The sequence below is a fragment of the Microbacterium sp. UBA7513 genome (assembly GCF_002478345.1).
Classification (GTDB): domain Bacteria; phylum Actinomycetota; class Actinomycetes; order Actinomycetales; family Microbacteriaceae; genus Microbacterium.
Genome location: NZ_DLNJ01000007.1, coordinates 78,086 through 103,573 on the forward strand (window position 1 = coordinate 78,086; position 25,488 = coordinate 103,573).

18 protein-coding genes are annotated in these 25,488 nt (G+C 71.2%); 4 read left to right on the plus strand and 14 right to left on the minus strand.

The features are described from left to right. Positions 1-30: 30 nt before the first annotated feature. From B2W79_RS03185 to B2W79_RS03195, 3 genes are all read right to left on the minus strand, one after another. The gene (locus tag B2W79_RS03185) at positions 31-1,218 is read right to left on the minus strand and encodes an ROK family transcriptional regulator (protein ID WP_060922844.1); all 1,188 of its coding nucleotides are present in this window, start codon (positions 1,216-1,218) and stop codon (positions 31-33) included. A gap of 79 nt (positions 1,219-1,297) precedes the next feature. Continuing rightward, the gene (locus B2W79_RS03190) at positions 1,298-4,567 is read right to left on the minus strand and encodes a family 20 glycosylhydrolase (protein WP_292787020.1); all 3,270 of its coding nucleotides are present in this window, start codon (positions 4,565-4,567) and stop codon (positions 1,298-1,300) included. Continuing rightward, a complete protein-coding gene (locus B2W79_RS03195) occupies positions 4,558-5,775 on the minus strand; it encodes an alanine racemase (RefSeq protein WP_083391599.1) in 1,218 nt (405 codons plus the stop codon). The genes B2W79_RS03190 and B2W79_RS03195 overlap by 10 nt, the downstream gene beginning before the upstream one ends. Positions 5,776-5,800: 25 nt before the next feature. On the opposite strand from B2W79_RS03195, the gene B2W79_RS03200 reads away from it, so the two are divergent. Both B2W79_RS03200 and B2W79_RS03205 read left to right on the plus strand, forming a co-directional pair. Then, positions 5,801-6,205, plus strand: a complete 405-nt coding sequence (locus tag B2W79_RS03200; RefSeq protein ID WP_025103791.1) for a RidA family protein — start codon at positions 5,801-5,803, stop codon at positions 6,203-6,205. A gap of 114 nt (positions 6,206-6,319) precedes the next feature. Continuing rightward, on the plus strand, positions 6,320-7,807 hold the full coding sequence (locus B2W79_RS03205; protein WP_292787030.1) for a L,D-transpeptidase: 1,488 nt from the start codon (positions 6,320-6,322) through the stop codon (positions 7,805-7,807). 88 nt (positions 7,808-7,895) lie between these two features. Here B2W79_RS03205 and B2W79_RS03210 read toward each other — a convergent pair whose 3' ends face one another. Then, the gene (locus B2W79_RS03210) at positions 7,896-10,115 is read right to left on the minus strand and encodes an NADP-dependent isocitrate dehydrogenase (RefSeq protein ID WP_292787033.1); all 2,220 of its coding nucleotides are present in this window, start codon (positions 10,113-10,115) and stop codon (positions 7,896-7,898) included. Between the two features lie 165 nt (positions 10,116-10,280). On the opposite strand from B2W79_RS03210, the gene B2W79_RS03215 reads away from it, so the two are divergent. Continuing rightward, positions 10,281-10,739 (plus strand): GNAT family N-acetyltransferase, encoded by a 459-nt coding sequence (locus B2W79_RS03215; RefSeq protein ID WP_071327437.1) that lies wholly within the window; start codon positions 10,281-10,283, stop codon positions 10,737-10,739. 85 nt (positions 10,740-10,824) lie between these two features. Here the strand turns inward: B2W79_RS03215 and B2W79_RS03220 are convergent, their stop codons facing one another. From B2W79_RS03220 to B2W79_RS03255, 8 genes are all read right to left on the minus strand, one after another. Beyond that, on the minus strand, positions 10,825-11,646 hold the full coding sequence (locus B2W79_RS03220) for a hypothetical protein (RefSeq protein ID WP_071327438.1): 822 nt from the start codon (positions 11,644-11,646) through the stop codon (positions 10,825-10,827). A 91-nt stretch (positions 11,647-11,737) separates the two neighbouring features. Then, a complete protein-coding gene (locus B2W79_RS03225) occupies positions 11,738-13,549 on the minus strand; it encodes an ABC transporter ATP-binding protein (RefSeq protein ID WP_292787038.1) in 1,812 nt (603 codons plus the stop codon). After that, the gene (locus B2W79_RS03230) at positions 13,546-15,492 is read right to left on the minus strand and encodes an ABC transporter ATP-binding protein (protein ID WP_071327440.1); all 1,947 of its coding nucleotides are present in this window, start codon (positions 15,490-15,492) and stop codon (positions 13,546-13,548) included. The genes B2W79_RS03225 and B2W79_RS03230 overlap by 4 nt, the downstream gene beginning before the upstream one ends. 307 nt (positions 15,493-15,799) lie before the next feature. Next, on the minus strand, positions 15,800-16,297 hold the full coding sequence (locus tag B2W79_RS03235) for a methylated-DNA--[protein]-cysteine S-methyltransferase (protein ID WP_071327441.1): 498 nt from the start codon (positions 16,295-16,297) through the stop codon (positions 15,800-15,802). Then, a complete protein-coding gene (locus B2W79_RS03240) occupies positions 16,294-17,802 on the minus strand; it encodes a DNA-3-methyladenine glycosylase 2 family protein (RefSeq protein ID WP_292787043.1) in 1,509 nt (502 codons plus the stop codon). Before B2W79_RS03240 ends, B2W79_RS03235 begins: the two co-directional genes overlap by 4 nt. Positions 17,803-17,946: 144 nt before the next feature. Then, the gene (gene purH / locus B2W79_RS03245; RefSeq protein ID WP_060923212.1) at positions 17,947-19,554 is read right to left on the minus strand and encodes a bifunctional phosphoribosylaminoimidazolecarboxamide formyltransferase/IMP cyclohydrolase; all 1,608 of its coding nucleotides are present in this window, start codon (positions 19,552-19,554) and stop codon (positions 17,947-17,949) included. A gap of 31 nt (positions 19,555-19,585) precedes the next feature. Further along, positions 19,586-20,173 carry a phosphoribosylglycinamide formyltransferase gene (purN, locus tag B2W79_RS03250; RefSeq protein ID WP_292787048.1) on the minus strand — a complete coding sequence of 196 codons (588 nt, stop codon included), beginning with the start codon at positions 20,171-20,173 and terminating at the stop codon, positions 19,586-19,588. Positions 20,174-20,234: 61 nt separating this feature from the next. Next, a complete protein-coding gene (locus B2W79_RS03255; RefSeq protein ID WP_256209332.1) occupies positions 20,235-21,521 on the minus strand; it encodes a DUF6350 family protein in 1,287 nt (428 codons plus the stop codon). A 91-nt stretch (positions 21,522-21,612) separates the two neighbouring features. Here B2W79_RS03255 and B2W79_RS03260 point away from each other — a divergent pair, with 91 nt between their 5' ends. Next, positions 21,613-23,088 carry an NCS2 family permease gene (locus tag B2W79_RS03260; RefSeq protein ID WP_292787054.1) on the plus strand — a complete coding sequence of 492 codons (1,476 nt, stop codon included), beginning with the start codon at positions 21,613-21,615 and terminating at the stop codon, positions 23,086-23,088. A gap of 255 nt (positions 23,089-23,343) precedes the next feature. On the opposite strand, the gene sucD is transcribed toward B2W79_RS03260, so the two are convergent. Together sucD and sucC are read right to left on the minus strand one after the other, a co-directional pair. Further along, complete coding sequence (gene sucD / locus B2W79_RS03265) at positions 23,344-24,246, minus strand: succinate--CoA ligase subunit alpha (protein WP_025103778.1); 903 nt, start codon at positions 24,244-24,246, stop codon at positions 23,344-23,346. Positions 24,247-24,273: 27 nt separating this feature from the next. Next, a complete protein-coding gene (gene sucC, locus B2W79_RS03270) occupies positions 24,274-25,440 on the minus strand; it encodes an ADP-forming succinate--CoA ligase subunit beta (protein WP_071327445.1) in 1,167 nt (388 codons plus the stop codon). Positions 25,441-25,488 lie beyond the last annotated feature (48 nt).

A 25,488-nucleotide genomic window follows, 5' to 3' on the forward strand; every position in this document is an offset into this window, starting at 1 on the left:
GGATGCCGTTCCCGGTCATGGTCGCGGAGGTCACGACACCCCCAGCTGCCCGGAGAGCACCATCACTGCGGCGCCCCGGAGCACGATGTCGTCCTGACGGGTGAGCCGCACCATGACGTCCTCGAACACACCCTCGAGCGTCCGCGCGTGGAGCGTCTCGACGGCCGCGTCGATGAGCGTGCCGTCCAGCAGTTCGGCGGGCCCGGAGAGCACGACCTCGGACAGGTCGAGGGCGGCGACGATCGGGGCGATCGCGATCGCCATGCGGGTCCCGGAGTCGCGGAGGATCTCCTCGCGCGCGGCCGGGTCGGCGTCGAGCGCCTCCTGCATGCGACTCACGCTCAGCCAGGCCTCCAGGCAGCCGATCTTGCCGCACGCGCAGCGCGGGCCGCCGTCCGTGCCGACGACGACGTGACCGATCTCCCCCGCGGCGAAACGGCTGCCGAGGAGCGGCTGGCTGCCGGTGATCAGCCCGGCCCCCACGCCGCGGCCGATCTTGATCAGCATGAAGTCGGCTTCCGCCTCGCCGAACGTGTACTCGGCGAGGACCGCGGCATTCGCGTCGTTCCGCGCCAGCACGGGCAGGTCGAGGTCGGCGCTGAGCTTCGCCTCCAGCGGGAAGTCGGTCCAGCCGAGGTTGGGCGAGCTGAGGACGAGGCCGTCCGGACGCACGACACCCGGGGTGCCGATGCCGACGCCGAGCACCGGCTGCGTGGCGATCTCGACGAGGGTCTGCGCGAGGCCGCGGAGGGCATCGTACGCCGCGTCGCCGTCCGGCGTCTCCGGACGCGGCACCTGCCGCCGCTCCAGGACGTCGCCGTCGAGACTGAGCACGGCCCCCTCGAACGCGGTCGGTCCGGACAGGTCGAGCCCGATGATCTGATGCCCCACCCGGTCGATGTCGATGAGGATCGGCGGCTTTCCGGGGCCGACCGCCTCGCGGACGCCGATCTCGACGACGATGCCGTCGGCGATGAACTCCGCGACGAGGTCGGAGATCGTGACCCGCGTGAGGCCCGTCTCGCGGGAGAGGTCAGCGCGGCTCATCGCCCCCGAGTGGTAGAGCGTCTGCAGCACGAGTGCGCGGTTGTGGCCGCGGGCGTGCTCGGGGAGCACCTTGGTGCGCGAACGGAGATGCCGCGCAGGGCCGAAGGCGTGCGCGTTCGCGGCGACGAAGTCTGTCGTCGCCGCGGGGCGCTGATCATCCGAAACGGACATGTTTGTTAGTAGACCTTACGAACAGGAATTGTGCAACTGTCCCGCGCGATTCCGCGGGCAGGGTTACCGAAACGTGACATCATGCCGACCGCGGATCCTCGTCTGCGGCCCGGCGGAGCAGGCGCTCGACGAGGCCGGCGACGATCCCCTCCCTGGTCTCCACCGTCATCGGCTTGCCGGGAACCCCCGGTCGCCGCTGCTCGGGCGACGGACCGTCCAGCGGACGATACCGCACCCCCGCGGCGGCGAGGCGCCGCAGATGCGTGGGCAGCCGCCGTGCGAAGTCGGCGAACGGTGCGGGCTCTCCCCCCTCCCAGAGACGCTCCGCGATCGCGGCGAGGCGCGGGAACATCGCGAAGTCGACCCGGTCCCTGCTCGGCAGGTGCTCCGTCCAGACGTTCGCCTGTCCACCGACCGCCCCGTCGACGACGCGGAAGGTGTACGCGCGCTCGATGGTCAGCGGGGGCCCGACACGGATGGGCTCCTCGGTCGATTCGGACTGCGGGTAGTCGAGGTAGACCTCGAGATCCGGACACCCCACGACCGGGATCCCGCGCCGCAGCGCCTCGCGCATCGCGACCGGCCCGCGCCAGGCGAGGATGCGGACGCCCTCGGGAACGTCACCCTCCAGCACCTCGTCCCAGGCCAGCGCCGTGCGCCCGCGGCGGCGGACATGGTCGACGAAGTGCGCCGTGAACCAGGGCTGCACGTCGTGCGCCGTGGCCAGCCCCAGCTCCCGCATGCGCGCGGCGGCAGCCGGGCTCTCCGCCCACTCGGTCACCGGTACCTCGTCACCGCCGATCCCGATCCATGCGGACGGGAACACGTCGCACAGCGCGTCGACGGCGGCACGACCGAAGGCCAGCGCCTCTTCGGTCGGCGCGAGGGTGCGGGCGTTCACGCCGAAACGCTCCCACGGCCCGGTGGGAGGCGTCCCGACGTCGAGGTTGCCCAGCTCCGGGTAGGCGGCGAGCGCGGCCTGGAGGTGTCCCGGCAGCTCGACCTCGGGCACGAGCGTCACGAAGCGCTCCTCCGCATACCTCACGAGGTCGCGCAGTTCGGCGGACGTGTAGAAGCCCTCGTGCACGCCCGGCTCGACCGTGGCCTCCGGTCCGTGACCGCGTTGCGTGGCCTCGCGCCGCGCGCCGACCTCGGTCAGACGCGGGTAGCCGGGCACCTCGAAGCGCCATCCCTGATCGTCCGTCAGGTGCAGGTGCAGGATGCTGAGGTGGTGATCGGCGAGCAGGTCGATGAGGCGACGCACGTCCTCCACGGGGCGGAAGTGGCGCGCCACGTCGAGCATCACACCGCGCCAGGCGTAAGCGGGAGAGCCCTCCCAGCGCCCTGCCGGAATCGTCGCGGGGACGGCGGGGTCGTGGTCCGGGTCGCGGAGCTGGCGGAGCGTGGTCGCGCCACGGAAGACCCCCTCCGGCGTCGCCCCCGCGATCTCGACCCCGGAGGCCGTCACCGACACCCGGAAGGCCTCGGCCCCGTGGCGCCCTGCCGCGGGCGCCGCGGTACCCAGCTTCTCGTCGATCAGGAGGCGGATGGCGGGCAGGGTGTCGTCCGCTCCCCCGCCGCCGAGCCGTGCGACCGCGGCCGCCAGCTCCGGTGCGCCGAGGATCGGGGTCGAGGGCGTCCACCGGAAACCCGGCGCCAGCGAGTCGATCTCTGCGGCGACGTGCGGCACCGTCGCGCGCGGCGCCGGTGGCGGCATCCGCAGCGCGCGACCGGCGACCGCACCGGTGGGGTCGCCGTCGATGACGACCGGCACCCCGCCGACGAGTACCTCGCGCACGCCCTCCGGCGCACCGTGCGGGTCGTCGAAGGTAGCTCCGGCGGCGATCGCCTCCGGGTCGAACAGCACCAGGTCGGCGGTGGCGCCCTGACGGAGCACACCTCGTGGCGCATCGCCGCGGTCGAGTCCGAGGCGGGCGGCCGGGTTGCCGGAGAGATGACGGACCGCCTCCTCGAGGCTCAGCACCCCCAGCTCCCTGACGTAGTGCCCGAGGTAGCGGGGGAACGTGCCACGGCCGCGCGGGTGCGGGCGCGCGCCGATGAGGATGCCGTCGCTGCCGCCGGAGTGCCGGGGGTGCCGCATGATGGCGCGGACGTTGTCCTCGTCGCCGATGTGCATGAGCACACCCGTGGCGCCGGCATCGGCGAGGATCGTGTCGATCACGACGTCGACGGCGCGCTGCCCCGTCTCCGCCGCGATGTCGGCGATCGTCCGGCCGACGAGCCCGGCCAGATCGGGATGGGCGGTCCCGGAGATCTGGATCGCCGACCAGTCCGCCGCCTCGCCGTGGAATCCGTCGCAGCCGATCTCCTCCAGCTCGACGCGGACCGCCTCGCGCCCCTCGGCGTCGAGGGCTGCCAGGACGCCGAGCAGGTCGCCGGTCGCCGCCAGCCGGCTCGGCAGGAGGGCGGCGAGGGTCGTCGCCCCCGGAAGGTAGGGGTAGGTGTCCAGCGTCACGTCGATGCCGTCGGCCGTCGCCGCGTCGACGAGGGCCAGCAGCTCGGCAGCGCGCCCGCGGTTCGGGGCGAAGTTCATGGTCGCGTGCGTGAGATGGACGGGGCACCCGGTGCGGCGGCCGATCTCGATGGCCTCGCGATAGGCGTCCAGCGCCGCCCGGCCGTAGCTGCGGGTGTGCGGCGCCCAGTAGCCGCCGCGTTCCGCCACCACCCGGCAGAGGGCTTCGAGCTCCGCGGTGTCGGCGTACATCCCCGGGGTGTAGGTCAGACCGCTCGACATGCCGAAGGCCCCGGCATCCAGGGCCTGCCCGAGGATGTCGGCCATGGCCGCGATCTCGGCGGGGGTCGCCCGGCGGTCGTCGTGCCCGACCACCATCATCCGGAGGTTGCCCTGCGGCACGAGCACCGCGGCGTTGGCCACCGCGGCAGCGTCGATCGCCCGCAGGAAGTCGTCCATCGCCCGCCACGGGACCACGGCCGGCCGGCCGTTCCAGCCCGCGATCTGGGCGGGGATGACGGCGGCGGTCGCCTCGTCCAGCGGCGCGTAGCCCAGGCCGTCCTGCCCGAGCACCTCGGTCGTGACCCCCTGCCGGATCTTGGCGTCGTGCGCGGCGCCCTGCAGCACCGCGAGGTCGCTGTGCGCATGCATGTCGATGAAGCCGGGTGCCAGGACGAGGCCGGACGCGTCGACCTCGACCGCGCCGTCCGGCAGCTCGAGCGTCGTCCCGTCGCCGTCGCGGACGACGGCGACGACCCTGGCCCCCTCCACCGCGACGTCCGCGACGAAGCGCGGCGCGCCGGTGCCGTCGACGACGGTCGCCCGACGATAGATGCGGACCAAGCCGGCGGCGGCCTTCTCGGCGCTCAGAAGCATGTCGCCACCGCGTCGATCACCCGGGGGTCCCCGGCGTCAGGGTCGTCGATCACGGCGACGACGCGCCACTTGTCGAACGCGGTGCACGGATGCGAGAGACCCAGCCGCACGACCTCGCCGACCGCGACGGTCGCCCCTTCGGCGGGTCGGAGGAAGGCGTGCTGGTCGTTCAGGGCCGTTACGGCACCGGCGACCGACTGCGGCACCGGGAGGTCGATGTCGAACGGCACGTCGCGTCGCCCGGCGTCGAGCAGGGCGAGGCCGGGCTCGGGCTGCGAGACCACCCGTGACCATGCGTGCATCGCCGAGCGCAGCGGGGCGGTGTCCGTCAGCGGACCGAACGGCGACATGCGGGAGTAGAAGCCGTCGTCGTGGATCTGGAACGCACCGGAGCGCAGCACGACCTCGGCGTCCCCTCCCGCGGCGCCGAGGACCGCGGCGGCGCGATCGGGGAAGGAGCTGCCCCCCGCGCTGAGCACGGGGCGGGGACCGTCGGGGTAGTCGAGACGGCGGTGCAGCTCGACGAGAGTGGCCAGGAAGCCGTCCACCGCGGCGACGGAGGCCGCGGAGCGATCGGGACCGAAGGGCCCCTCGTAGCCCGTCACACCGGCCAGGCGGAGTCCAGGAGCGGCCGCGATCGCCGCGGCGATCCGCTCGCCCTCGGCCACGGTCCGCGCCCCCGTCCGTCCCTGCGCGCCGCCGAGCTCCACGAGCACGTCCAGCGGCCGCGCGGCGTCGGCGAGCGCATCGGCGAGGATCGCGACACCGGCGAGGGAGTCCGCGCCGCAGAGGATCCGCAGGCCCTCGTCGGCAGCGAGCATCGCCCCGAGCTCGCGGGCCGCGGCGCCGTCCGTCACCCCATTGGCGATGAGCACCGTCGGCACGCCGGCGTCGACGGCGACGCGGGCCTGCCACGGCGTGGCGACCGAGATCCCCCAGGCTCCGGCATCGAGCAGCCGCTGCCAGAGCGCCGGCGCCATGGTGGTCTTGCCGTGCGGGGCGAGACGGACGCCCTCGCGCGCGGCCCAGCCGAACACCGTGTCCTCGTTGTGCGCGATCGCGTCGGCATGCACTGTGAGCACGGGCGTGCCGAGGTCCGACAGGTGCAGACCGGCCGCGCCGACCTCCGACAGACGCAGCCCCGCGGCGTGCGCCGGGAACCCCTTCGCCCAGGCGCCGAGGACGGGATCCGGAATTTGTAGAGGCATCTAACAAGGCTACTAGGCTGGCGGCATGACCGCGAAGACACGAGTTTCCACCGACGCCGCCCCCGCTCCCGCGCACACCTTCTCGCAGGGCGTCCGCAAGGGCCCGATCGTCCAGGTCTCCGGCCAGGGCCCCGTCGACCCGCAGACGAACGAGTATCTGTACCCGGGCGACGTCGCGGCACAGACCACCCGCACGCTCGAGAACGTCAAGGCCATCGTTGAGGCCTCCGGCGCCACGTTCGACGATGTCGTGATGCTGCGCGTCTACCTCACCAAGCGCGAGGACTTCCCGATCATGAACGAGGCCTACGGCGCCTTCGTCGAGGCCCACACGACCAGTGGCGTCCTGCCCTCGCGCACGACGGTGTTCACCGGCCTTCCCCGCGAGGAGATGCTCGTCGAGATCGACGGGCTCGCCGTCGTCGACTGATCCCGCCTGCCCCGGCGAACGGGGAGACACCTTATCAGGACCGTTGCCTCCCCGTTACCAGCCATCCCGTACCATGGACGACAGGACACGTCGAGACTGCGGGGGGTGTAGTTCGTGACCGATCTGATTTCCACGCCGGGCGCTGCAACGGGGGCACAGCCCGACGATGCGACCCCGACGAGCGTCCTGACGCCGGAGGCGGCGACCGATACGGCCCCGCCGCAGTCCGGCGAGCAGTCCCTGGCCTGGGCTCCCGTCGAGCCCGCCCCGAAGAAGCGCCACCTCGGCCTGTGGATCGGTCTCGGCCTCGGCGTGGTCGCGCTCGGCGCCGGCGCCGCCTCGATGATCCTCATCGCCCCCGGCACCACCGTCGCGGGCATCCCCGTGGGCTGGATGACTCCGGGCGCGGCAGCCGAGGCGATCAGCTCTCACCTCGCCCAGACCGAGGTCACCCTCACGGGCGAGGGTGACGACGCTGTACTCACGGGCGCCGACCTGGGCGCGACCGCCGACGCCACGGCCCTCGCCGACGCCGCGTTCGCCGCCCACCCGATGTGGAACCTCGGGTCGTGGATGGGTGACCCCGTGTCGGCCGACATCGTGCTCGACCAGGAGACCGCCACCGCAGCTCTCCGCGGCGCGATCCCCGACAGCTTCGTCGACCCGGTCGACGCCGGAGTCGTCTTCGACGCCGCGAAGGGCACGTACACCGTTACACCTTCCGTTCCCGGCACCGGTATCGACGTGGCCGATCTCAACGCCGCGTTCGTCGAGGCCGTCGGCGACGGCCGCACGACGTTCGAGTACCCCGGTGGCCCGGCCGAGGCCCTGCCCGCGGTGTCCGACGAGGACGCGACGGCGACCGCCACCACGCTCAACACCATGCTCTCCTCCATCGGCTTCTACGTCGGGAAGGAACGGACCGTCCCGGTCTCCCCCGCGGTCGCCGCGTCCTGGCTGACGGTGGTCGACGACGCGGGTCAGCTGCGGATCGAGGCGGACCCGGCGGCGATCCAGACCACCGTCGACACGCTCGCCGCCGCCGTGGACCGCGCCCCTGTCAACGCGACCAACATCGTCGACTCCGCGGGGAACGTGCTGCGCGCCGAGAAGGAGGGCGCCACCGGACGCGCCCTCGGCGACACCGCCGGCATCGCCGACGACTTCGCGACGCAGCTCGCCGCGGGAGACGGCGTCTTCGCCCTCTCCGTGACGGAAACCCCCTTCGAGACCACGAACCTGTTCCGCCGCGCCGAGATCAACCTCAGCACACAGCGCGCCTACCTGTTCGAGAACGACAAGGTGGTGCAGTCCTGGGCCGTGTCGACCGGCCTTCCCGGAACGCCCACGCCGACCGGCAACTTCAAGGTGTTCGCGCACACGGCGATGCAGGACATGGGCTGCTACGAGGGGGCGCCGTACTGCACCGAGGACGTGCCCTGGATCACGTGGTTCGCCCCGAACATCGGCTTCCACGGCACCTACTGGCACAACAACTTCGGCAACCGGATGAGCCACGGCTGTGTGAACCTGCCGATCGACCTCGCCAAGTACGTCTACGACTGGTCCCCCGTGGGCCTCGAGGTCTCCGTCTACAACTGATCGCGAGTCCCAGGCCGCCGGGCGAACGCGGCGGAGGGCAGACAGCAGAAGGGGGCGGATGCCGCAGCATCCGCCCCCTTCCGTCGTCTCAGCGCAGGGCGTCGACGATCTCGTTCAGCGTCGCGGACGGGCGCATGACCGCGGCCACGAGCTTCTCGTCCGGACGGTAGTAGCCGCCGATCTCCACCGGGGAGCCCTGCACCGCGTTCAGCTCGGAGACGATCGTCTCCTCGTTGGCGGCGAGCTTCTCGGCGACGGGCGCGAAGGCGGCGGCGAGCTCCGGGTCCTTCGTCTGCTTCGCCAGCTCCTGCGCCCAGTACAGGCCGAGGTAGAAGTGGCTGCCGCGGTTGTCGATCGTGCCGAGTGCACGGCCGGGCGAGCGGTCCTCCTCGAGGAACGTGCCGGTCGCGGCGTCGAGCGTCTCCGCGAGCACGCGGGCCTTCTCGTTGCCCGTGCGGTCGGCGAAGTGCTCGAGAGAGGCGGCCAGCGCGAAGAACTCGCCCAGCGAGTCCCAGCGCAGGTAGTTCTCCTCGACCAGCTGCTGCACGTGCTTCGGCGCGGAGCCGCCGGCACCCGTCTCGAACAGTCCACCGCCGGCGAGCAGCGGCACGATGGAGAGCATCTTGGCGCTCGTGCCGACCTCGAGGATCGGGAACAGGTCGGTGAGGTAGTCGCGCAGCACGTTGCCGGTCACCGAGATGGTGTCCAGGCCGTGACGCATGCGGGCGAGCGTGTACCGCGTCGCCTCCTCCGGCGCGAGGATCGTGATCGTCAGGCCCTTGGTGTCGAGCGTGGCGAGGCCCTGGTGCACCTTCGCGATGATCTGCGCATCGTGCGAGCGGTTCGCGTCGAGCCAGAACACCGCGGGGGCACCCGTCGCGCGGGCACGGCCGACCGCGAGCTTGACCCAGTCCATGACCGGGATGTGCTTGGTCTGCGTCGCGCGCCAGATGTCGCCCTTGCCGACCTCGTGCTCGATGAGGACGGTGCCCTCGCTGTCGAGCACCTGGACGATGCCGTCGGCCGCGATCTCGAACGTCTTGTCGTGGCTGCCGTACTCCTCGGCGGCCTGCGCCATGAGGCCCACGTTCGGCACGGTGCCGATCGTGGCGGGGTCGAGCGGGCCGTTCGCGATCACATCGTCGATGACGGCCTGGTAGACGCTCGCGTAGGACGAGTCGGGGATGACCGCGATCGTGTCGGCCTCCTCGCCGTCCTTGCCCCAGAGCTTGCCGCCGTTGCGGACGAGCGCGGGCATGGACGCGTCGACGATGACATCGCTCGGCACGTGCAGGTTGGTGATCCCCTTGTCGGAGTTCACGTACGACAGGCGCGGCCCTTCGGCGATGGCCTTGTCGAACGCCGCGGCGATCTCGTCGCCACCGGCGACGTTCGCCAGCCCCGCGAGGATCGAGCCGAGGCCGTCATTCGCGCTGAGTCCGGCCTCGGCGAGCTGCGTGCCGTACTGGTCGAAGACGTCCGTGAAGAACGCCTTCACGACGTGACCGAAGATGATCGGGTCGCTGACCTTCATCATCGTGGCCTTGAGGTGCACCGAGTAGAGCACGTCGTCGGCCTTGGCCTCCGCGAGCGTGTCGGCGAGGAACGCGTCCAGCTCCTTCGCGGAGAGGAACGTGGCGTCGATGATCTCGCGCGGGAGGACCTTGAGCCCCTCCTTGAGGACCGTGACGGTGCCGTCCTTCGCGGTGTGGCGGAAGGAGAGGACGTCGTCGTGCGCGGCGACCCAGGAGCGCTCGTTGTGCTTGAAGTCGTCGTGGCCCAGGGTCGCGACGCGGGTCTTCGAACCCTCGGCGAACGGCTTGTTGCGGTGCGGGTGCTTCTTGGCGTAGTTCTTCACCGCCAGCGGGGCCCGACGGTCGCTGTTGCCCTCGCGCAGGACGGGGTTCACCGCGGAGCCCTTGATGCGGTCGTAGCGGGCGCGGATGTCCTTCTCCTCCAGCGACGAGGGCTCGTCCGGGAAGTCGGGGACGTCGTAGCCCTGCTGCTGCAGTTCCGCGATGGCGGCCTTGAGCTGCGGGATCGACGCGGAGATGTTCGGCAGCTTGATGATGTTCGCCTCGGGGAGCGTGGCGAGGCCGCCCAGCTCCGCCAGCGCGTCGCCGACCTGCTGCTCGGGGGTGAGCTTCTGCGGGAACGCGGCGAGGATGCGGCCGGCCAGAGAGATGTCCCGCGTCTCGAATTCGATACCCGCCTGGCCGGTGTAGGCCTGGATGATCGGCAGGAAGGAGGCGGTGGCCAGTGCCGGTGCCTCGTCGGTGTAGGTGTAGATGATGGCGTCGTCGGTCACCGGGACGTTCTCCGTTCACGAGGGCTATTTGTCTCGATACCAAGATACCTGAGCGTCCCGGACCCCGAAGCGGCGGTCCCGCCGAAGAGACTCCCTCGGACGAACGGTCCGTGAAAAGTCCGCCCGAGTGATGAATGCGGTGAGCGGAGGGGCTAGCCTGGGGGCATGTCCGAACTGCGCATGGTCGAACTCTCCGCCGCGACGATCGTCGCCGTGAACAACCTGTCGCTCAAGCCCGGACAGGAGCAGTTCCTCGCCCCCGTCTCGTACGGCATCGCGGCCACCGTCATCAACCCGCAGACCTCCTGGCAGCGGGTGATCCTGGACCGCAACGAGGTCGTGGGCTTCGTCAGCGCCAACTTCGACGACGAGGCGCCGGAGGAGCACTTCCGCTCCGTGCTGTGGCGCATCAACGTCGACGCGGACGACCAGGGTCGCGGCATCGGCCGCTTCGCCGTCGAGAACCTCATCGACGAGGCGCGCAACCGCGGCGTCGACCACGTCAACGTCATCTACGAAGCCGGCGAGGACGGCCCGGAGGCCTTCTTCCGCCGCGTCGGGTTCACACCCGTCGGGGAGACGGCCTACGGCGAGGTCATCGCCCAGATCCGCGTCCCCTCCTGAGACCGGCGGCGGGGTCTCGAATCCCCTCCCCCATCGAGACTCCGTCGCCCTCGGACCCTGCCGGGCGGCGTCCTCTCGATCCTCCTCAGCGCTGACCGCTGCCGTCCGGAGGCGTGCCCTTGCCCCGACGGCTGTTCCACGCGGCGAGCGCGGACGCGGCGGCACCCGCCGCCCGGTCGATCGCCTCGGCGGAGCGGTGCAGCATGTCCTGCGCGGCGTCCTGCCAGGCCGGTGTGGCCGGCGCCTCCCCCGTCTGGACCTTCGCGGCGTGCTCGGCGGCCTCGAACGCCCGCTCCAGCTCCGCGACGGCGTCGCGGTAGGCCGCGTACTCGGCGGCCGTCACGCGGCCCGTCGTCTGCCGACGCGCCTCGACCGCGGCGCCGGCGGCCCGGAGGTAGGCGGCGGTCTCCGGGCGCTTCACGTCGGTCATCTCGGGGTAGGTGATCTGCAGCGCGGGGTCGGTCTCGTACCGCATCCATCGCGCCGTCACCGCGTCGTGCTCCGCGTACAGCCGCTCCAGCGGCCGCGGTGCGGAGCCGGCGGGGATCGCGGCGCGGGCGGCGTTCACCCTGACGCGCCGGGCGCGGACGTCGGCCGCAGCCGCCCTGGCGTCGCGTTCGCGCTCCTTGAGCATGCGCCGGGCGCCGGACACCTGCTCGGCACTCGCACGCTGCGCGGACCGCTCGGCGGAGACCCGCGCGAGGTCGGCTCGTGCCACCTTCAGCGCCGTCCGTCGGACCACCGCGCGCTGCTGCGCCTCGCGGAGGTCGTGCCGGGCGGCGTCGTACTCCAGACGGCGGCCGCTGCGGGTGTTGCGACGACGCACCCCGATCGCGCCCGCGGTCACCCCGGCGGCGGCGGTCGGCGCGAGCCACCACCACTCCGCGACGAGGAGGAAGGGGTCCATCCTTCGATGCTACCGACCGCAGGGCGCCCGCGCCCGGATGCAGCGGCCCCGGCATCCGCACGGATGCCGGGGCCGCTGTCGCGTCACGACGTCAGACGAGCGTCTCCTGCCAGGCTGCGTGCAGCTGGGCGAACTTCCCGGTTCCGCCGATCAGGGCGGCCGGGGTGTCGTCCTCGATGATCCGGCCGTGCTCCATCACGAGCACGCGATCCGCGATCGCCACCGTCGACAGCCGGTGCGCGATGATGATCGCCGTCCGGTCGGCCAGCAGCGTCTGCAGTGCGTCCTGGATCAGCCGCTCGGACGGGATGTCCAGCGAGGCCGTCGCCTCGTCGAGGATCAGCACCGCCGGGTCGGCGAGGAAGGCACGGGCGAACGAGATGAGCTGTCGCTGCCCAGCCGAGACCCGACCACCGCGCTTGTTCACGTCGGTGTCGTAGCCGTCCGGCAGGGCCGAGATGAACGCGTCGGCGCCCACCGCCCGCGCCGCCTCGCGGATCTCGTCCAGCGTCGCATCCGGGCGCCCGAGCGCGATGTTGTCGGCGACGGTTCCGCTGAACAGGTACGCCTCCTGCGTGACCATGACGATCGCACGGCGGAGATCCTTCGGGTGCAGCGACCGCAGATCGACGCCGTCGAGGGTCACCGTCCCCGCGGACGGGTCGTAGAACCGGGAGATGAGCTTGGCCAGCGTGGACTTGCCCGCTCCCGTCGTCCCGACCAGCGCGATCGTCTGCCCGGCGGGGATGTCGAGCGAGAAGTTCGGCAGGATCGTCGTGTCCTCGTTGTACGCGAAGGTGACCTCGTCGAAGCGGATGTGCCCCCGGGACTCCCAGAGGTCCACCGGCTTCTCGGGGTCCGGCACCGTCGGGACCTCCTCCAGGACGCCCGACACCTTCTCCAGCGCCGCGGTGGCGGACTGGTAGGAGTTGAGGAACATCGCGATCTCCTGCATCGGAGCGAAGAAGTTGCGGACGTACAGCACGGCGGACAGCAGCACGCCGACCGTGAGCGCTCCCTCCGAGACCCGGATGCCGCCCCACAGCACGACGACGCCGAGCACGAGCGCCGCGACGCCCATGAGGCCCGGCTCGAACGTGCCGAACAGCAGCATCGAGCGGCGGTTCACGGCGCGGGACTCCCCGGCCACGCCCTGGAAGGCCTCGTCGTTGCGCGGCTCCTTACGAAAGGCCTTGACCGCGCGGATGCCCGTCATGGTCTCCACGAACTGGACGATCACCTTCGCGCTGATCACCCGGGACTCGCGGTACACGAGCTGCGAGCGCGAGTAGAACCAGCGCATGAGGAAGAACAGCGGCACGCCGCCGATCGCGAGGATCAGACCGGACTGCCAGTCCCACACGCACAGCGCGATGAAGGTGAAGACACCGAAGAGCACGCCGGAGACGAGCTCGTTCAGGCCGCCGTCGAGGAGCTCCTTGATGGAGTCCAGGTCGCTCGTCTGGCGCGAGATGATCCGCCCCGAGGTGTACGACTCGTGGAACTCCAGGCTCAGACGCTGGGTGTGCAGGAAGATGCGCTTGCGCAGGTCCAGCAGGACAGCCTGGGTCAGCTTCGCCGCGATCATGACGTACCAGGCGATGAGCACGGCGGCGAGAGCACCCGCGAGCAGGTAGATCCCGCCGACGACGAACGTCGGCATCCAGTCGGCGTCGTCGAGCACCGCGGGGAGCGCCCGATCGAGGCCGATGCTGATGAGGATCGGTCCGGCCACCTGCAGCGCCGTCGAGATCACGAGCACGGTCGCGGCGAGCACGATCTGCGGCTTGAGCGGACGCACGAGCGAGCCGAGCAGCCGCAGCGAGCGGCGGCGGATCGCCCTGCTCTCCTCCGTGGTGAGGCGGGAGCGGTCCTCGTCCTGGGTTCCGGTGAGGGAGCTCATCGCTGCACCTCCTCTCCTGCGAATCGGGGGGCGCCTCCCGGCGCCTCGTCATCGGCCTCCTCGCGGATGCCGTCCTGCACGGTCTCGTGGATCTCGGCCTGCTCGTCGCGGATGATCGGGATGGCTCCGGTGCGGGCGGCCTCCTCCGCCTCCAGGCTGGAGATGACGTGACGGTAGTGCCGACTCGTCTTCAACAGCTCGGCGTGCGTGCCGACGGCGGTGATCCGGCCGTCCTCCAGCAGCGCCACGCGGTCGGCGAGGGCCACGGTGGACGGACGGTGCGCGACGATCATCGCGGTGGTGTCGGCGAGCACGTGCCGCAGCGCCTCCTCCACGAGCGCCTCGGTGTCGACGTCCAGCGCCGACAGCGGGTCGTCGAGGACGAGCACCCGGGGGTTGGCTGCCACGGCGCGGGCCAGGGCGAGCCGCTGGCGCTGTCCGCCGGACAGGCTCAGTCCCTCCTCGCCGATCACCGTCTCGACGCCCTCGGGGAGCGTGTCCACGAAGGCGGCCTGCGCCACGTCGAGCGCCTCGCGCAGGACGCGCTCGGCCTCGGGGCTGTGCACGTCGAGGTCGGCGCGGCCGAGCAGGACGTTTTCGCGGACCGAGGCCGAGAAGAGCGTCGCGTCCTCGAACGCCATCGCGATGTGCTCCCGGAGCTCGGCGAGCGTCAGGTCCCGCACATCGACGCCGTCGAGCGTGACCCGCCCTCCCGTCACGTCGTACAGCCGCGTCGGCAGGGTCGTCAGCGTCGTCTTGCCGCTGCCGGTGAGACCCACGAGCGCCATGGTCTCGCCCGGACGCAGCACGAGGTCGATCCCGTCGAGCAGGTCCCGCTCGTCGGGCGCCGCATCCTGGTAGCGGAAGTGCGCGTTCTCGAACGCGAGCTCGCCACGCGGGTTCTCGATGTGCACCGGGTTCTCCGGATCGGTGATGGTGTTCGTCTCCGAGAAGATGTCGAAGACGCGGTCCGTCGCCGTGCGCGCGTCGAGCATGAACGAGAAGAGGAAGCCGATCGACTCGATGGGCCAGCGCAGCACGACCGCCATCGCGAAGAAGGCGAACAGCTCCGCGGACGTGATCGCGTCCTGCGAGATGAGCCAGATGCCCGACATCAGGCTGAGGCCGAACGCGATCTGCGGCATGAGGTCGAGCCAGAACCAGATCGAGGCGATGGCCCCGGCCTTGCTCATCTCGGTCTCGCGCAGCGTCTCGGCCTGCCGGCTGAAGCGGCGGAGGGCGTGCGTGCCGCGGCCGAACGCCTTGAGCACGCGGATGCCGTGCACGCTCTCCTCGACGCTCGTGGCGAGGTCGCCCGCCTGGTCCTGGCTGCGCCGGGTGAGCGCGCCGTAGCGCTTCTCGAAGAGGTACCCGCGGATCCACAGCGGGACCGCCGTCACGAGGAAGATCGTGCCCAGCAGCCAGTGCCAGCGGAACAGCAGCACCGAGCCGATGAGGATCGTCAGCACGTTCACGACGAGGAGCACGAGCCCGAAGGCGAGCCACCGGCGGATCAGGCCGATGTCCTGCATCATGCGGCTGAGCAACTGCCCGGACTGCCACCGGTCGTGGAACGCGACCGGCAGGGTCTGCAGGCGCGAGTAGAGCTCGGTGCGCATGCGGTACTCCACCTGCGTGGCGGGGAAGAGCACGAACTGCCGACGGAGCCACACCATGAGGGCCTCGCCGAGGCCGAGGGCGAACACGGCGAGCGCTCCCCAGATGATCGCATCGAGCGCTCCGGACTGCACCGGCCCGCCGATGATCTGCTCGAGCACGATGGGGATCATCAGCGCGATGAGGGCCGCCGCGAGCGCACTGGCGGCACCGCCGACGAGACGCCAGATGACCGGCTTCACGAACGGCTTGAGCCGCCACAGCGCGGCGGGCGTGGAGAGGGTGGACGAGGGGGAGGGATTCTGCGCGGAAGACGAGGAAGACATGTCTCTCAGAGGAGTCGAAGGGGAGAAGAGCGGGGGAACGGATGCGAGAGCGAGCTCACGGAGCCCGGCATCCGGTGCAGAAGAGGGGCGGAGGCTCTAGGAGAGCGGGCGCGCCGGGGTCGAGCCGAGGGTGGCGATCCGCGCGGTGGCGATCGTGGTCATGGTGTCCTCCTCAAGGGCTCGGCGAGGTCGTCCGGTTGGCGCGACAGCCCATCAGCCTATTCCTGTGAACGAGCTGAGCGCAAGGGGAATTCCCGGGACGGCGAAGAGCCCGCCCCGTTCGGGGCGGGCTCTTCGGGTCGAGCGGTCAGCGGGCGGCGCGTTCGCGCGCCAGAAGACTCTCCTTCACGGGCAGCCCCCAGGCGAAGCCGCCGAGGGAGCCGTCCGTGCGGAGCACCCGATGGCAGGGCACGAACAGGGCCGGGGCGTTTCGCGCGCAGATCGACGCCGCCGCCCGCACCGCCTGGGGATTGCCGAGTCGGGCCGCGAAGCCCGTGTAGGTCAGGGACTCCCCCGGCGCGATGGTGCGCAGCGCCGCCCAGCCGGCGAGCTGGAGGGCGGTGCCCGTCTGCGCGACCGCGACCGCGTCGATCGCCGCGACGTCGCCCGCGTAGTACGCGCGGACAGCGCCCGCCGCGTCCGTCTCGGCCTCGCGCACGGCGTCGGGGCGGACCCGGGCGGGCAGCCGGCCGAGGATGGCCTCCACGTCGTCCGTCCAGCCGGACACGAGCACCCGCTGGCGCTCGTCGGCGAGGATCGTGAAGGGACCGTCGGCGGTCTCGAGGGTCTGGATGAGAGCGGTCATGGGGTCTCCTCGGTGTCGGATGGGATGCCGTGGGTTGGCCGGGCGGCGGATCTGCGCCGCGGTCCGGCAGGACGGATCGGTGCGGCACGCCACAGGTGCGCGCTGAGATAGCTCCGCCACGGTGCGGTGCGCTCCGCCCAGGCGGTGAGGGACTTCGGTTCGGCGGGCAGCCCAGACGCGGCAGCACCGGCGCGGAGGGCCACGTCGCCGGGGAGCAGCACGTCCGGATCGCCGAGCACCCGCATCCGCACGTAGTCGGCGGTCCAAGGTCCGATGCCGGGCATCGCGAGGAGGGCGGCGCGCTGCGTGGGGCCGTCATCGCCCACGGTGAGAGTCAGACTCCCGTCCGCCAGAGCGGCGGCGGCTCCCGTGACGGCGCGGATCCGGGCGGCGGGCCCCCGCAGCACCTCGGCGCCGTGGGCCGCGATGGCTGACATCGTCGGGAACAGGAGGCCGTCGGGGGTCCGCTCCCCCAGCGCGTCGGTGAGGGCGGTCAGCGCCGTACGGGCGGCGACGACCGTGATCTGCTGCCCGATCATCGCGCGGATGAGCATCTCGTGCGGATCGGCTGCCCCGGGCACGCGGATGCCGGGGGTCCGCGCCACGAGGGGGGCGAGGGGCGGGTGCGCGGCCAGGGCCTCGTCGATCGCGAGGGGGTCGGCGTCGAGGTCGAAGATGCGGCGCGCGGTGGCCACCAGCGGTGCGAGGTCGCCGAGCTGCGCGACCCGAGCCCGCAGGTGCAGCCGCTCCGTCTCCTCCTGACGCATCTCGAACCACGCGGGGCCGCCCGGCATCCGGAGGCGGCGGGAGAACGAGGTCGCCGTGGCCTCCTCGACCCCCGTCACGGCTCGCGCGGCCATCCACGCGAAGACCCCGGCCGCATCCAGGGGACCCCGGTACGGCAGGACCAGGTCGATCGTTCCCGGGATGGCAGCGGAGGGCGCGCGGCGGCGGGCGCGCAGCTCCCCCGGCGTGAGCCCGAAGACCTCGCGGATCGTGTCGTTGCCCTGGCGGATGCTGTGGAACCCGGCGGCGAAGGCGACATCGGCGATGGGCATGTCGGTTCCCACGAGGAGCATGCGGGCGGTGTGGGCGCGGTGCGCTCGCGCGAGTGCGAGCGGTCCGGCGCCGAGCTCGGTCGTCAGCAGTCGCGTGAGATGACGGCTCGAGTAACCGAGCCGCGACGCGAGTCCTGGCACGCCCTCGCGCTCGACCACGCCGGACGCGATCAGCCGCATGGCCCGGGCCGCGGTGTCTCCGCGGACGTCCCACGCGGGCGACCCGGGGGCGGCCTCCGGCAGGCAGCGCTTGCATGCGCGGTACCCCGCCTCATGCGCCGCGGCACTCGTCGGATAGAACGTGACGTTCTGCGGCTTGGGGGTGCGCGCGGGGCAGCTCGGACGGCAGTAGATCCCGGTCGAGCGCACGGCGGTGACGAACTGCCCGTCGAAGCGGGTGTCCCGAGCGCTGATCGCCCGGTAGCGCTCGTCGAAGGAGGTGCTCATGTCCTCCACTCTGTCACCCCCGCACGGCTACGGCTGGCGGAAATCGGACATCGCGGTTCCCTCCTCGAGACCCCACCTGCGCGCCGAGGCCCCGGCGTGCAGACGTGCGCACGCCGGGGCCTCGGCAGAAGACCGGGGTCTCGGTCAGTGGAAGAAGTGACGCTCCCCCGTGAAGAACATCGTGACGCCGGCCTTGCGCGCGGCATCGACGACCTCCTCGTCCCGCACGGAGCCGCCGGGCTGCACGATCGCCGTGACACCCGCGTCGATGAGCACCTGCGCGCCGTCCGCGAACGGGAAGAACGCGTCGGACGAGGCGACGGATCCGGCGGCACGATCTCCCGCACGCTCCACCGCGAGGCGGCACGAGTCGACGCGGTTGACCTGGCCCATGCCGACGCCGACCGTCGCGTTGTCCTTCGCCAGCACGATCGCGTTCGACTTCACGGCCCGGCAGGCCTTCCACGCGAAGATCAGGTTCTCCATCTCCTCGTCGCTCGGACGCTCCCCCGACACGAGCTCCCAGTTCTTGGCGACGGAGACGATGTCGTCGGGGAAGCGGTCCGCGTCCTGGAGCAGGAGACCGCCGGACACGAGGCGCACGTCCATGCGCTCCTGCTGCCAGTCCTCGGGGAGCTGCAGCAGACGCAGGTTCTTCTTCGCCTTGAAGACCTCGAGGGCCGCGGGCTCGAACGACGGCGCGACGATGACCTCGGTGAAGATGTCCTTCAGGTTCTCGGCCATCTTGAGCGTCACGGTGCCGTTCGCGGCGATCACGCCGCCGTACGCCGACACGGGGTCGCACTCGTGGGCGCGGAGGTGCGCGCTGGCGATCGGGTCGAGGGCGTTCGGGGCCGTCGTGGCGATCCCGCAGGGGTTCGCGTGCTTGATGATGGCGACGGCGGGCTTGACCATGTCGTAGGCGGCGCGCAGGGCAGCGTCTGCGTCGACGTAGTTGTTGTACGACATCTCCTTGCCCTGCAGCTGCGTGGCCTGGGCGATGCCGTGTCCACCCGCGCGGGTGTAGATGGCGCCGCGCTGGTGGGAGTTCTCGCCGTAGCGGAGCGTGGCGAGCCGCTCGGCCTGGATCGTCAGGTGCGCCGGGAGGTCGCCCGGGTCGTTGAGCGTGCCCTCGGCGAACCACTGCGCGACGGCCGTGTCGTAGGCCGCGGTGTGCGCGAAGGCCCGCGCCGCGAGCTCCCGCCGCTGGGCGAGCGAGGTGCCGCCCTGCGCCACAGCCGCGACGATCGCCGGGTAGGACTGCGGCGACACGACGATCGCGACGTTGGCGTGGTTCTTCGCCGCCGCGCGCACCATGGCGGGGCCGCCGATGTCGATCTGCTCGACGACGTCGTCACCCTCGGCGCCGGAGGCCACGGTCTCCACGAACGGGTAGAGGTTGACGACGACGAGCTCGAACGGCGCGATGTCGAGGTCGGCGAGCTGCCGCTCGTGGTCCTCCAGGCGCAGGTCGGCGAGCAGCCCGCCGTGCACCTTCGGATGCAGGGTCTTGACGCGGCCGTCGAGCATCTCGGCGACACCCGTGACCGCGGCCACATCCGTCACCTCGAACCCGGCGTCGCGGATGGTGGACGCCGTCGAACCGGTCGAGACGATCTCGACGCCCGCCTCCGCGAGCGCAGCGGCGAGCACGAGCAGGTCGGTCTTGTCGCTGACCGAGACGAGAGCGCGCCGGATCGGCACGGTGTCGCGATCGCGGTAGAGCGTGGGGTCGTGGCGGGGGCCGGCCATGATGGGCTCCTTCGTGCGGGGGCGTCAGGGGTCAGGGGGCGGAGGTCAGGGAGAGGTCGCCGGTCGCGATGCGCCGGACGACGTCGATGAGGAGCCGGCGCTCGACCGGCTTGATGCGCTCGTGCAGCGTGTGCTCGGTGTCGTCGGCCCGGATCGGCACGCGCTCCTGCGCGAGGACGGGGCCGGTGTCGACCCCGTCGTCCACGACGATCACACTGGCGCCGGTCTCCCGGACACCCACGGCGAGGGCGTCGCGGACGCCGTGCGCTCCGGGGAACTCCGGGAGGTACGCGGGGTGGGTGTTGATGATCCGCGGTGCGTAGGCGGCGACGAGGGAGGACGGCAGCAGGCGCATGAGGCCGCTGAGCACCACGAGGTCCGGCGTCCAGACGGCGAGCTGACGACCGAGCTCCTCTCCCCACGCCTCGCGGCTCTCGTGCTCGTGCCATGGCACGGTGAAGCTGGGGATGCCGAACTCCTCGGCGTGGGCCAGACCGTCGGCTTCGCGATCCGCCCCCACGACGACGACCCGGGCCGGGAAATCGGGGCGACGAGCGGCCTCGAGGAGGGCGCGAAGGTTCGAGCCGGCGCCCGAGATGAGTACGGCGACCGTGAGCACGCGCCCAGTCTACCGGCGAGCCGATGACGCTCCGACCGGCGTCGCCGGGCGCCCGGAACGCCTAGCGGCGGTCGTCCTCAGCATGCTCCTCGGAGCCCCGTTCGGACATCTCCGCGATCCAGCGGTCGGTGCGCTCCTCCGCGAGCTCGTCGCGGTTGCGGGGCGACAGCAGGAGGATCGCCGCGCCGACGAGCACCTCCGCCCCCAGAGACACGGCGAACGGCAGGACCGCCGGACCGACGACCTCGAGTCGGCCCGGGCCCATCGAGCCGTTCGCGAAGGCGGCGGCGAGCGCGGCGACCCCGCCCGAGACCGCGGCGATCCCAACCGCGATCACCACACGCTGCAGGAGGCCGAGCGGCGTCCCCTCCCACACGAGCCGCGAGCGCACGGCCCACCCGGCGAATGCCCCGGCGGCCACCGGGATCAGGATGACGATGAGCATCCAGATCGAGGAGTTCTCCGGCAACAGGCCGAACGCCGGGATGCCGGGCACGACGCCGAGCTGGGTGCCGGCGGGCGACACAGCGGTCCCGGCACCGACCGCGAACCCGGGGCCGGCCAGCCACGCGGCCGCCCACACCACGAAGGTCGGCAGGTACGCGAGCTGCCCGAGGGTCAGCACGGTCGCCCCGAGGGCGTCGACCCGCGCCGCCTGGAACAGCGCGACGACCTCTCCGCCGCGCGTGAGGACCGACAGGGCGACGGCCAGGGCGGCGGCGCCGGTCACGCCCACGAGGGCGAACGCGGCGCCCCGCACGATCGCGGCGGGCACCGGCGCCCAGTCCTCCCGGGCGTCCAGGATGTCGTGGATGCGGTCGAGCAGCCCGCCGTCGCCGTCCTCCCACGCCACCCGCACCGCGCCGCACACCGCGCCCACGAGGTACACGACCGGGGGCAGCAGGATGGCGAGAGCCAGCGGGACCTGCGCGGCCCCGAGCGCCGATGTGAGAGCGACGACCGTCGAGATCACGGCGAAGACGACGGTCCCCGAGAGCGATCCCCCCACCCAGGCCCCGGACCGAGCGGCCCGGCCCCCGGAGCGAGCGGCGAGGAGCAGGGTGAGCAGCAGGAACGCCAACGGTGTGACCGAGACGACGAAGCGCGCTGCCTCCGCGGGGATCGCCAGAGTCACGAGCAGGGCGTCGGGGATCACGACCTCCAGCGGCACACCGTGACCGAACTGCCACAGCGTTCCGGTGAGCGGCCACAGCGCTCCCCAGTCGGCGGTCACGCCGAAAGCGAGCGTCCACAGGAGCGTCAGCGGCGCCAGCAGCACGGCCAGACCGACGGCAGCGGTGATGGCGGCGTCGAGGGCGGCGAGGAGCGCGACGAGGAGGCGTTGCATAGCGCCTTCGAGACTACGACGAGTTCCTCTTCGGCCCCCGTGGGCGCGCGCGAGGCGGGCGACACGGTAGCGTTTCTCCGGAGGTTTCCCGATGACTACTGCCCCACCCGCCCCGGTGTCCACCGGACCCACCGGTACCCTGGACCGCTTCTTCGAGATCAGCAAGCGCGGATCGACGATCGGCACCGAGATCCGTGGAGGCCTCGTGACGTTCGTCACGATGGCCTACATCGTGATCCTGAACCCGATCATCCTGTCCGGAAAGCCGGACGTCGCCGGCGACATGCTCGACTTCAACGCCGTCGGCGCCGCGACGGCCCTGACCGCCGGCATCATGACGATCCTCTTCGGTGTCGTCACCCGCCTGCCGTTCGGCTTCGCCGCCGGTCTCGGCATCAACGCCTTCGTCGCGTTCTCCGTCGTCGGCCAGGTCACCTGGCCCGAGGCGATGGCGCTCGTGATGATCAACGGCGTCGTGATCGTGCTGCTCGCCGCCACGGGGCTGCGGAAGGCGATCTTCGATGCCGTGCCGTTCCAGCTCAAGATGGCGATCACGGTCGGTATCGGCCTCTTCATCGCCTTCATCGGCTTCGTGAACTCCGGCTTCGTCACCGCGACCGGTGCCTCGTCGCCGCCCGTCGGCCTCGGCGTCAACGGCTCCGTCGCGACGGTGCCGAGCCTGCTGTTCGTGATCACCCTGCTCCTCACCGGCATCCTCGTCGCGCTCCGCATCAAGGGCGGCATGCTCATCGGCCTCATCGGCGGCACCGTGCTCGCGGTCATCGTCGAGGCCATCTGGCACATCGGTGCCCGCGGCGTCGACGACGAGGGCAATGTCGTCAACCCCGGCGGCTGGGGCCTCACCGTCCCGGCACTGAACGGCTCCCCCGTCAGCGTTCCCGACCTGAGCCTCATCGGCGCCGTCGACTTCTCGTTCGACCTCGGCAAGGTCAGCCTCGTCGCGCTCGTGATGATCGTCTTCACGCTCCTCTTCACGAACTTCTTCGACGCCATGGGCACCATGACGGGCCTGGCGAAGGAGGCGAACCTCGCCGACGACAACGGCGACTTCCCGCGCATCAAGTCGGCACTGGTGGTCGAGGGCGTCGGAGCGATCGCCGGTGGTGCGACCTCCTCGTCCTCCAGCACGGTCTTCATCGAGTCCGGCGCCGGCATCGGAGAGGGTGCCAGGACGGGTCTCGCGAACGTCGTGACGGGCATCGTGTTCCTCATCGCGATGTTCCTCACCCCCCTGACCTCGATCGTGCCGACCGAGATCGCCGCCGCAGCGCTCATCATCGTGGGCGCCATGATGATGGCCCAGATCCGGCACATCGACTTCGGCGACTTCCGGGTGCTCCTGCCGGTGTTCCTCACGGTCTCGGTCATGCCGCTGACGTACTCGATCGCCAACGGCATCGGGGCGGGCTTCGTGAGCTGGGTGCTCATCCACGCCTTCTCCGGCAAGGCCAAGACCATCAGCCCGCTGCTGTGGGTGGTCGGCGCCGGCTTCCTCATCTTCTTCGCCCGAGGTCCCATCGAGGCCCTCTTCGGCGTCGGGATCTAGCCCCGTTTCGAATCGCGCACATGGCCCCATTCCGACACGGAATGGGGCCATGTGCGCGACTTGAGGGAGGTGGGAGCTCCACCGTCAGGAGGAGTGGGCCGGGGCAGACGGCTCGCCGGAATCGCGCAATTGGTCCCATTCGGCCGCGGAATGGGACCAATCGCGCGACTTGAGGGAGGTGGGCCGGCAGGAACCGGGGGTATGACGAAGGCCCCGGGGTGGAGCCCGGGGCCTTCAGGTCAAGCGTAGCTCAGATCAGAGCGACTCGATGATCTCGCGCATGAGAGCGGCGGTCTCGGACGGCGTCTTGCCGACCTTGACGCCGGCGGCCTCGAGGGCCTCCTTCTTCGCCTGCGCGGTACCGGCGGAACCGGAGACGATCGCACCCGCGTGACCCATGGTCTTGCCCTCGGGAGCCGTGAAGCCCGCGACGTAGCCGACGACGGGCTTGGTGACGTTCGCCTTGATGTACTCGGCCGCACGCTCCTCGGCGTCGCCGCCGATCTCGCCGATCATGACGATGGCCTTGGTCTCCGGGTCGGCCTCGAACGCGGCGAGCGCGTCGATGTGCGTGGTGCCGATGACCGGGTCGCCGCCGATGCCGATGGCGGTCGAGAAGCCGAGGTCGCGCAGCTCGAACATCATCTGGTACGTCAGGGTGCCCGACTTGGACACGAGGCCGATCGGGCCCTTGCCGGTGATGTTCGCGGGCGTGATGCCGACGAGCGCCTCACCCGGCGTGATGATGCCGGGGCAGTTCGGGCCGATGATGCGGGTCTTGTTGCCCTTGCTCTGCGCGTACGCCCAGGCCTCGGCCGAGTCACCGACGGGAACGCCCTCGGTGATGACGACGAGCAGCGGGATCTCGGCGTCGATGGCCTCGATCATCGCGTCCTTCGTGAAGGCGCCCGGGACGAAGGCGATCGACACGTCGGCGCCGGTCTCCTTCATGGCCTCGGCGACCGAGCCGAAGACGGGGAGCTCGACGGCGTTGCCGTCCTTGTCGGTGTGCGAGACCGTGGTGCCGGCCTTGCGGGCGTTGACGCCGCCGACGACCTGGGTGCCGGCCTTGAGCATCAGCGCGGTGTGCTTGGTGCCCTCGCCGCCGGTGATGCCCTGGACGATGACCTTGGAGTCCTTGTTGAGGTAGATAGACATAGCTCTGGTTCCTTGTGTCTCAGGCGATCAAGCGTTGGCGAGCTCGGCGGCCTTGTCGGCGCCCTCGTCCATGGTGGCGGCCAGGGTGACAAGCGGGTGCGCGTAGTCGGCGAGGATCGCGCGACCCTCGTCGACGCGGTTGCCGTCGAGGCGGACGACGAGCGGCTTCGAGGCCGTGTCGCCCAGCGTCTCCAGGGCGCCCTTGATGCCGTTGGCGACGGCGTCGCACGCCGTGATGCCGCCGAACACGTTGACGAACACGCTCTTGACCTGCGGGTCGCCGAGGATAACGTCGAGACCGGCGGCCATGACCTCGGCCGAGGCTCCACCGCCGATGTCGAGGAAGTTCGCGGGCTTGACGCCGTTGTGGTTCTCACCGGCGTAGGCGACGACGTCGAGCGTCGACATGACCAGGCCCGCGCCGTTACCGATGATGCCGACCTCGCCGTCGAGCTTGACGTAGTTGAGGCCGGACGCCTTGGCCTTGGCCTCGAGCGGGTCGGCGGCGTCCTTGTCCTCGAGCGCCTCGTGCTCGGGGTGACGGATCTCGGAGGCGTTGTCGTCGAGGGTGACCTTGCCGTCGAGCGCGATGATGTCGCCGTCTTCGGTGCGGACGAGCGGGTTGACCTCGACGAGCGTCGCGTCCTCACCCTTGTAGACGTCGTACAGCTTCACGAACACGTCGGAGACCTTCTCGACGAGGTCCTCCGGGAAGTTCGCGGCGCGGGCGATCTCGACCGCCTTGTCCTTGTCGATGCCGGTCAGCGGGTTGACCTCGACGCGGGCGAGCGCCTCGGGCTTCTCGACGGCGAGCTGCTCGATCTCCATGCCGCCCTCGACGGAGCAGAGGGAGAGGTAGGAGCGGTTGGCGCGGTCGAGCAGCACGGAGAAGTAGAACTCCTCGGCGATGCGGGCACCCTGCGCGACCATGACGCGCTTGACGACGTGGCCCTTGATGTCGAGCCCGAGGATGGCCTTCGCGGCCTCGTACGCCTCGTCGGGGGTCTTGGCGACCTTGACACCGCCGGCCTTGCCGCGGCCTCCGGTCTTGACCTGGGCCTTGACGACCACGACACCGCCGATCTTCTCGGCAGCCGCCTTCACCTCCTCGGGGGTGTCCGCGACGATGCCGGCGAGGACCGGCACTCCGTACTTCTCGAAAACGTCTCGTGCCTGGTACTCGTACAGATCCACTGTGCTTCCTTCACTGGGCTGCGGTCTGGTCTGGTGATTCTCTCGATG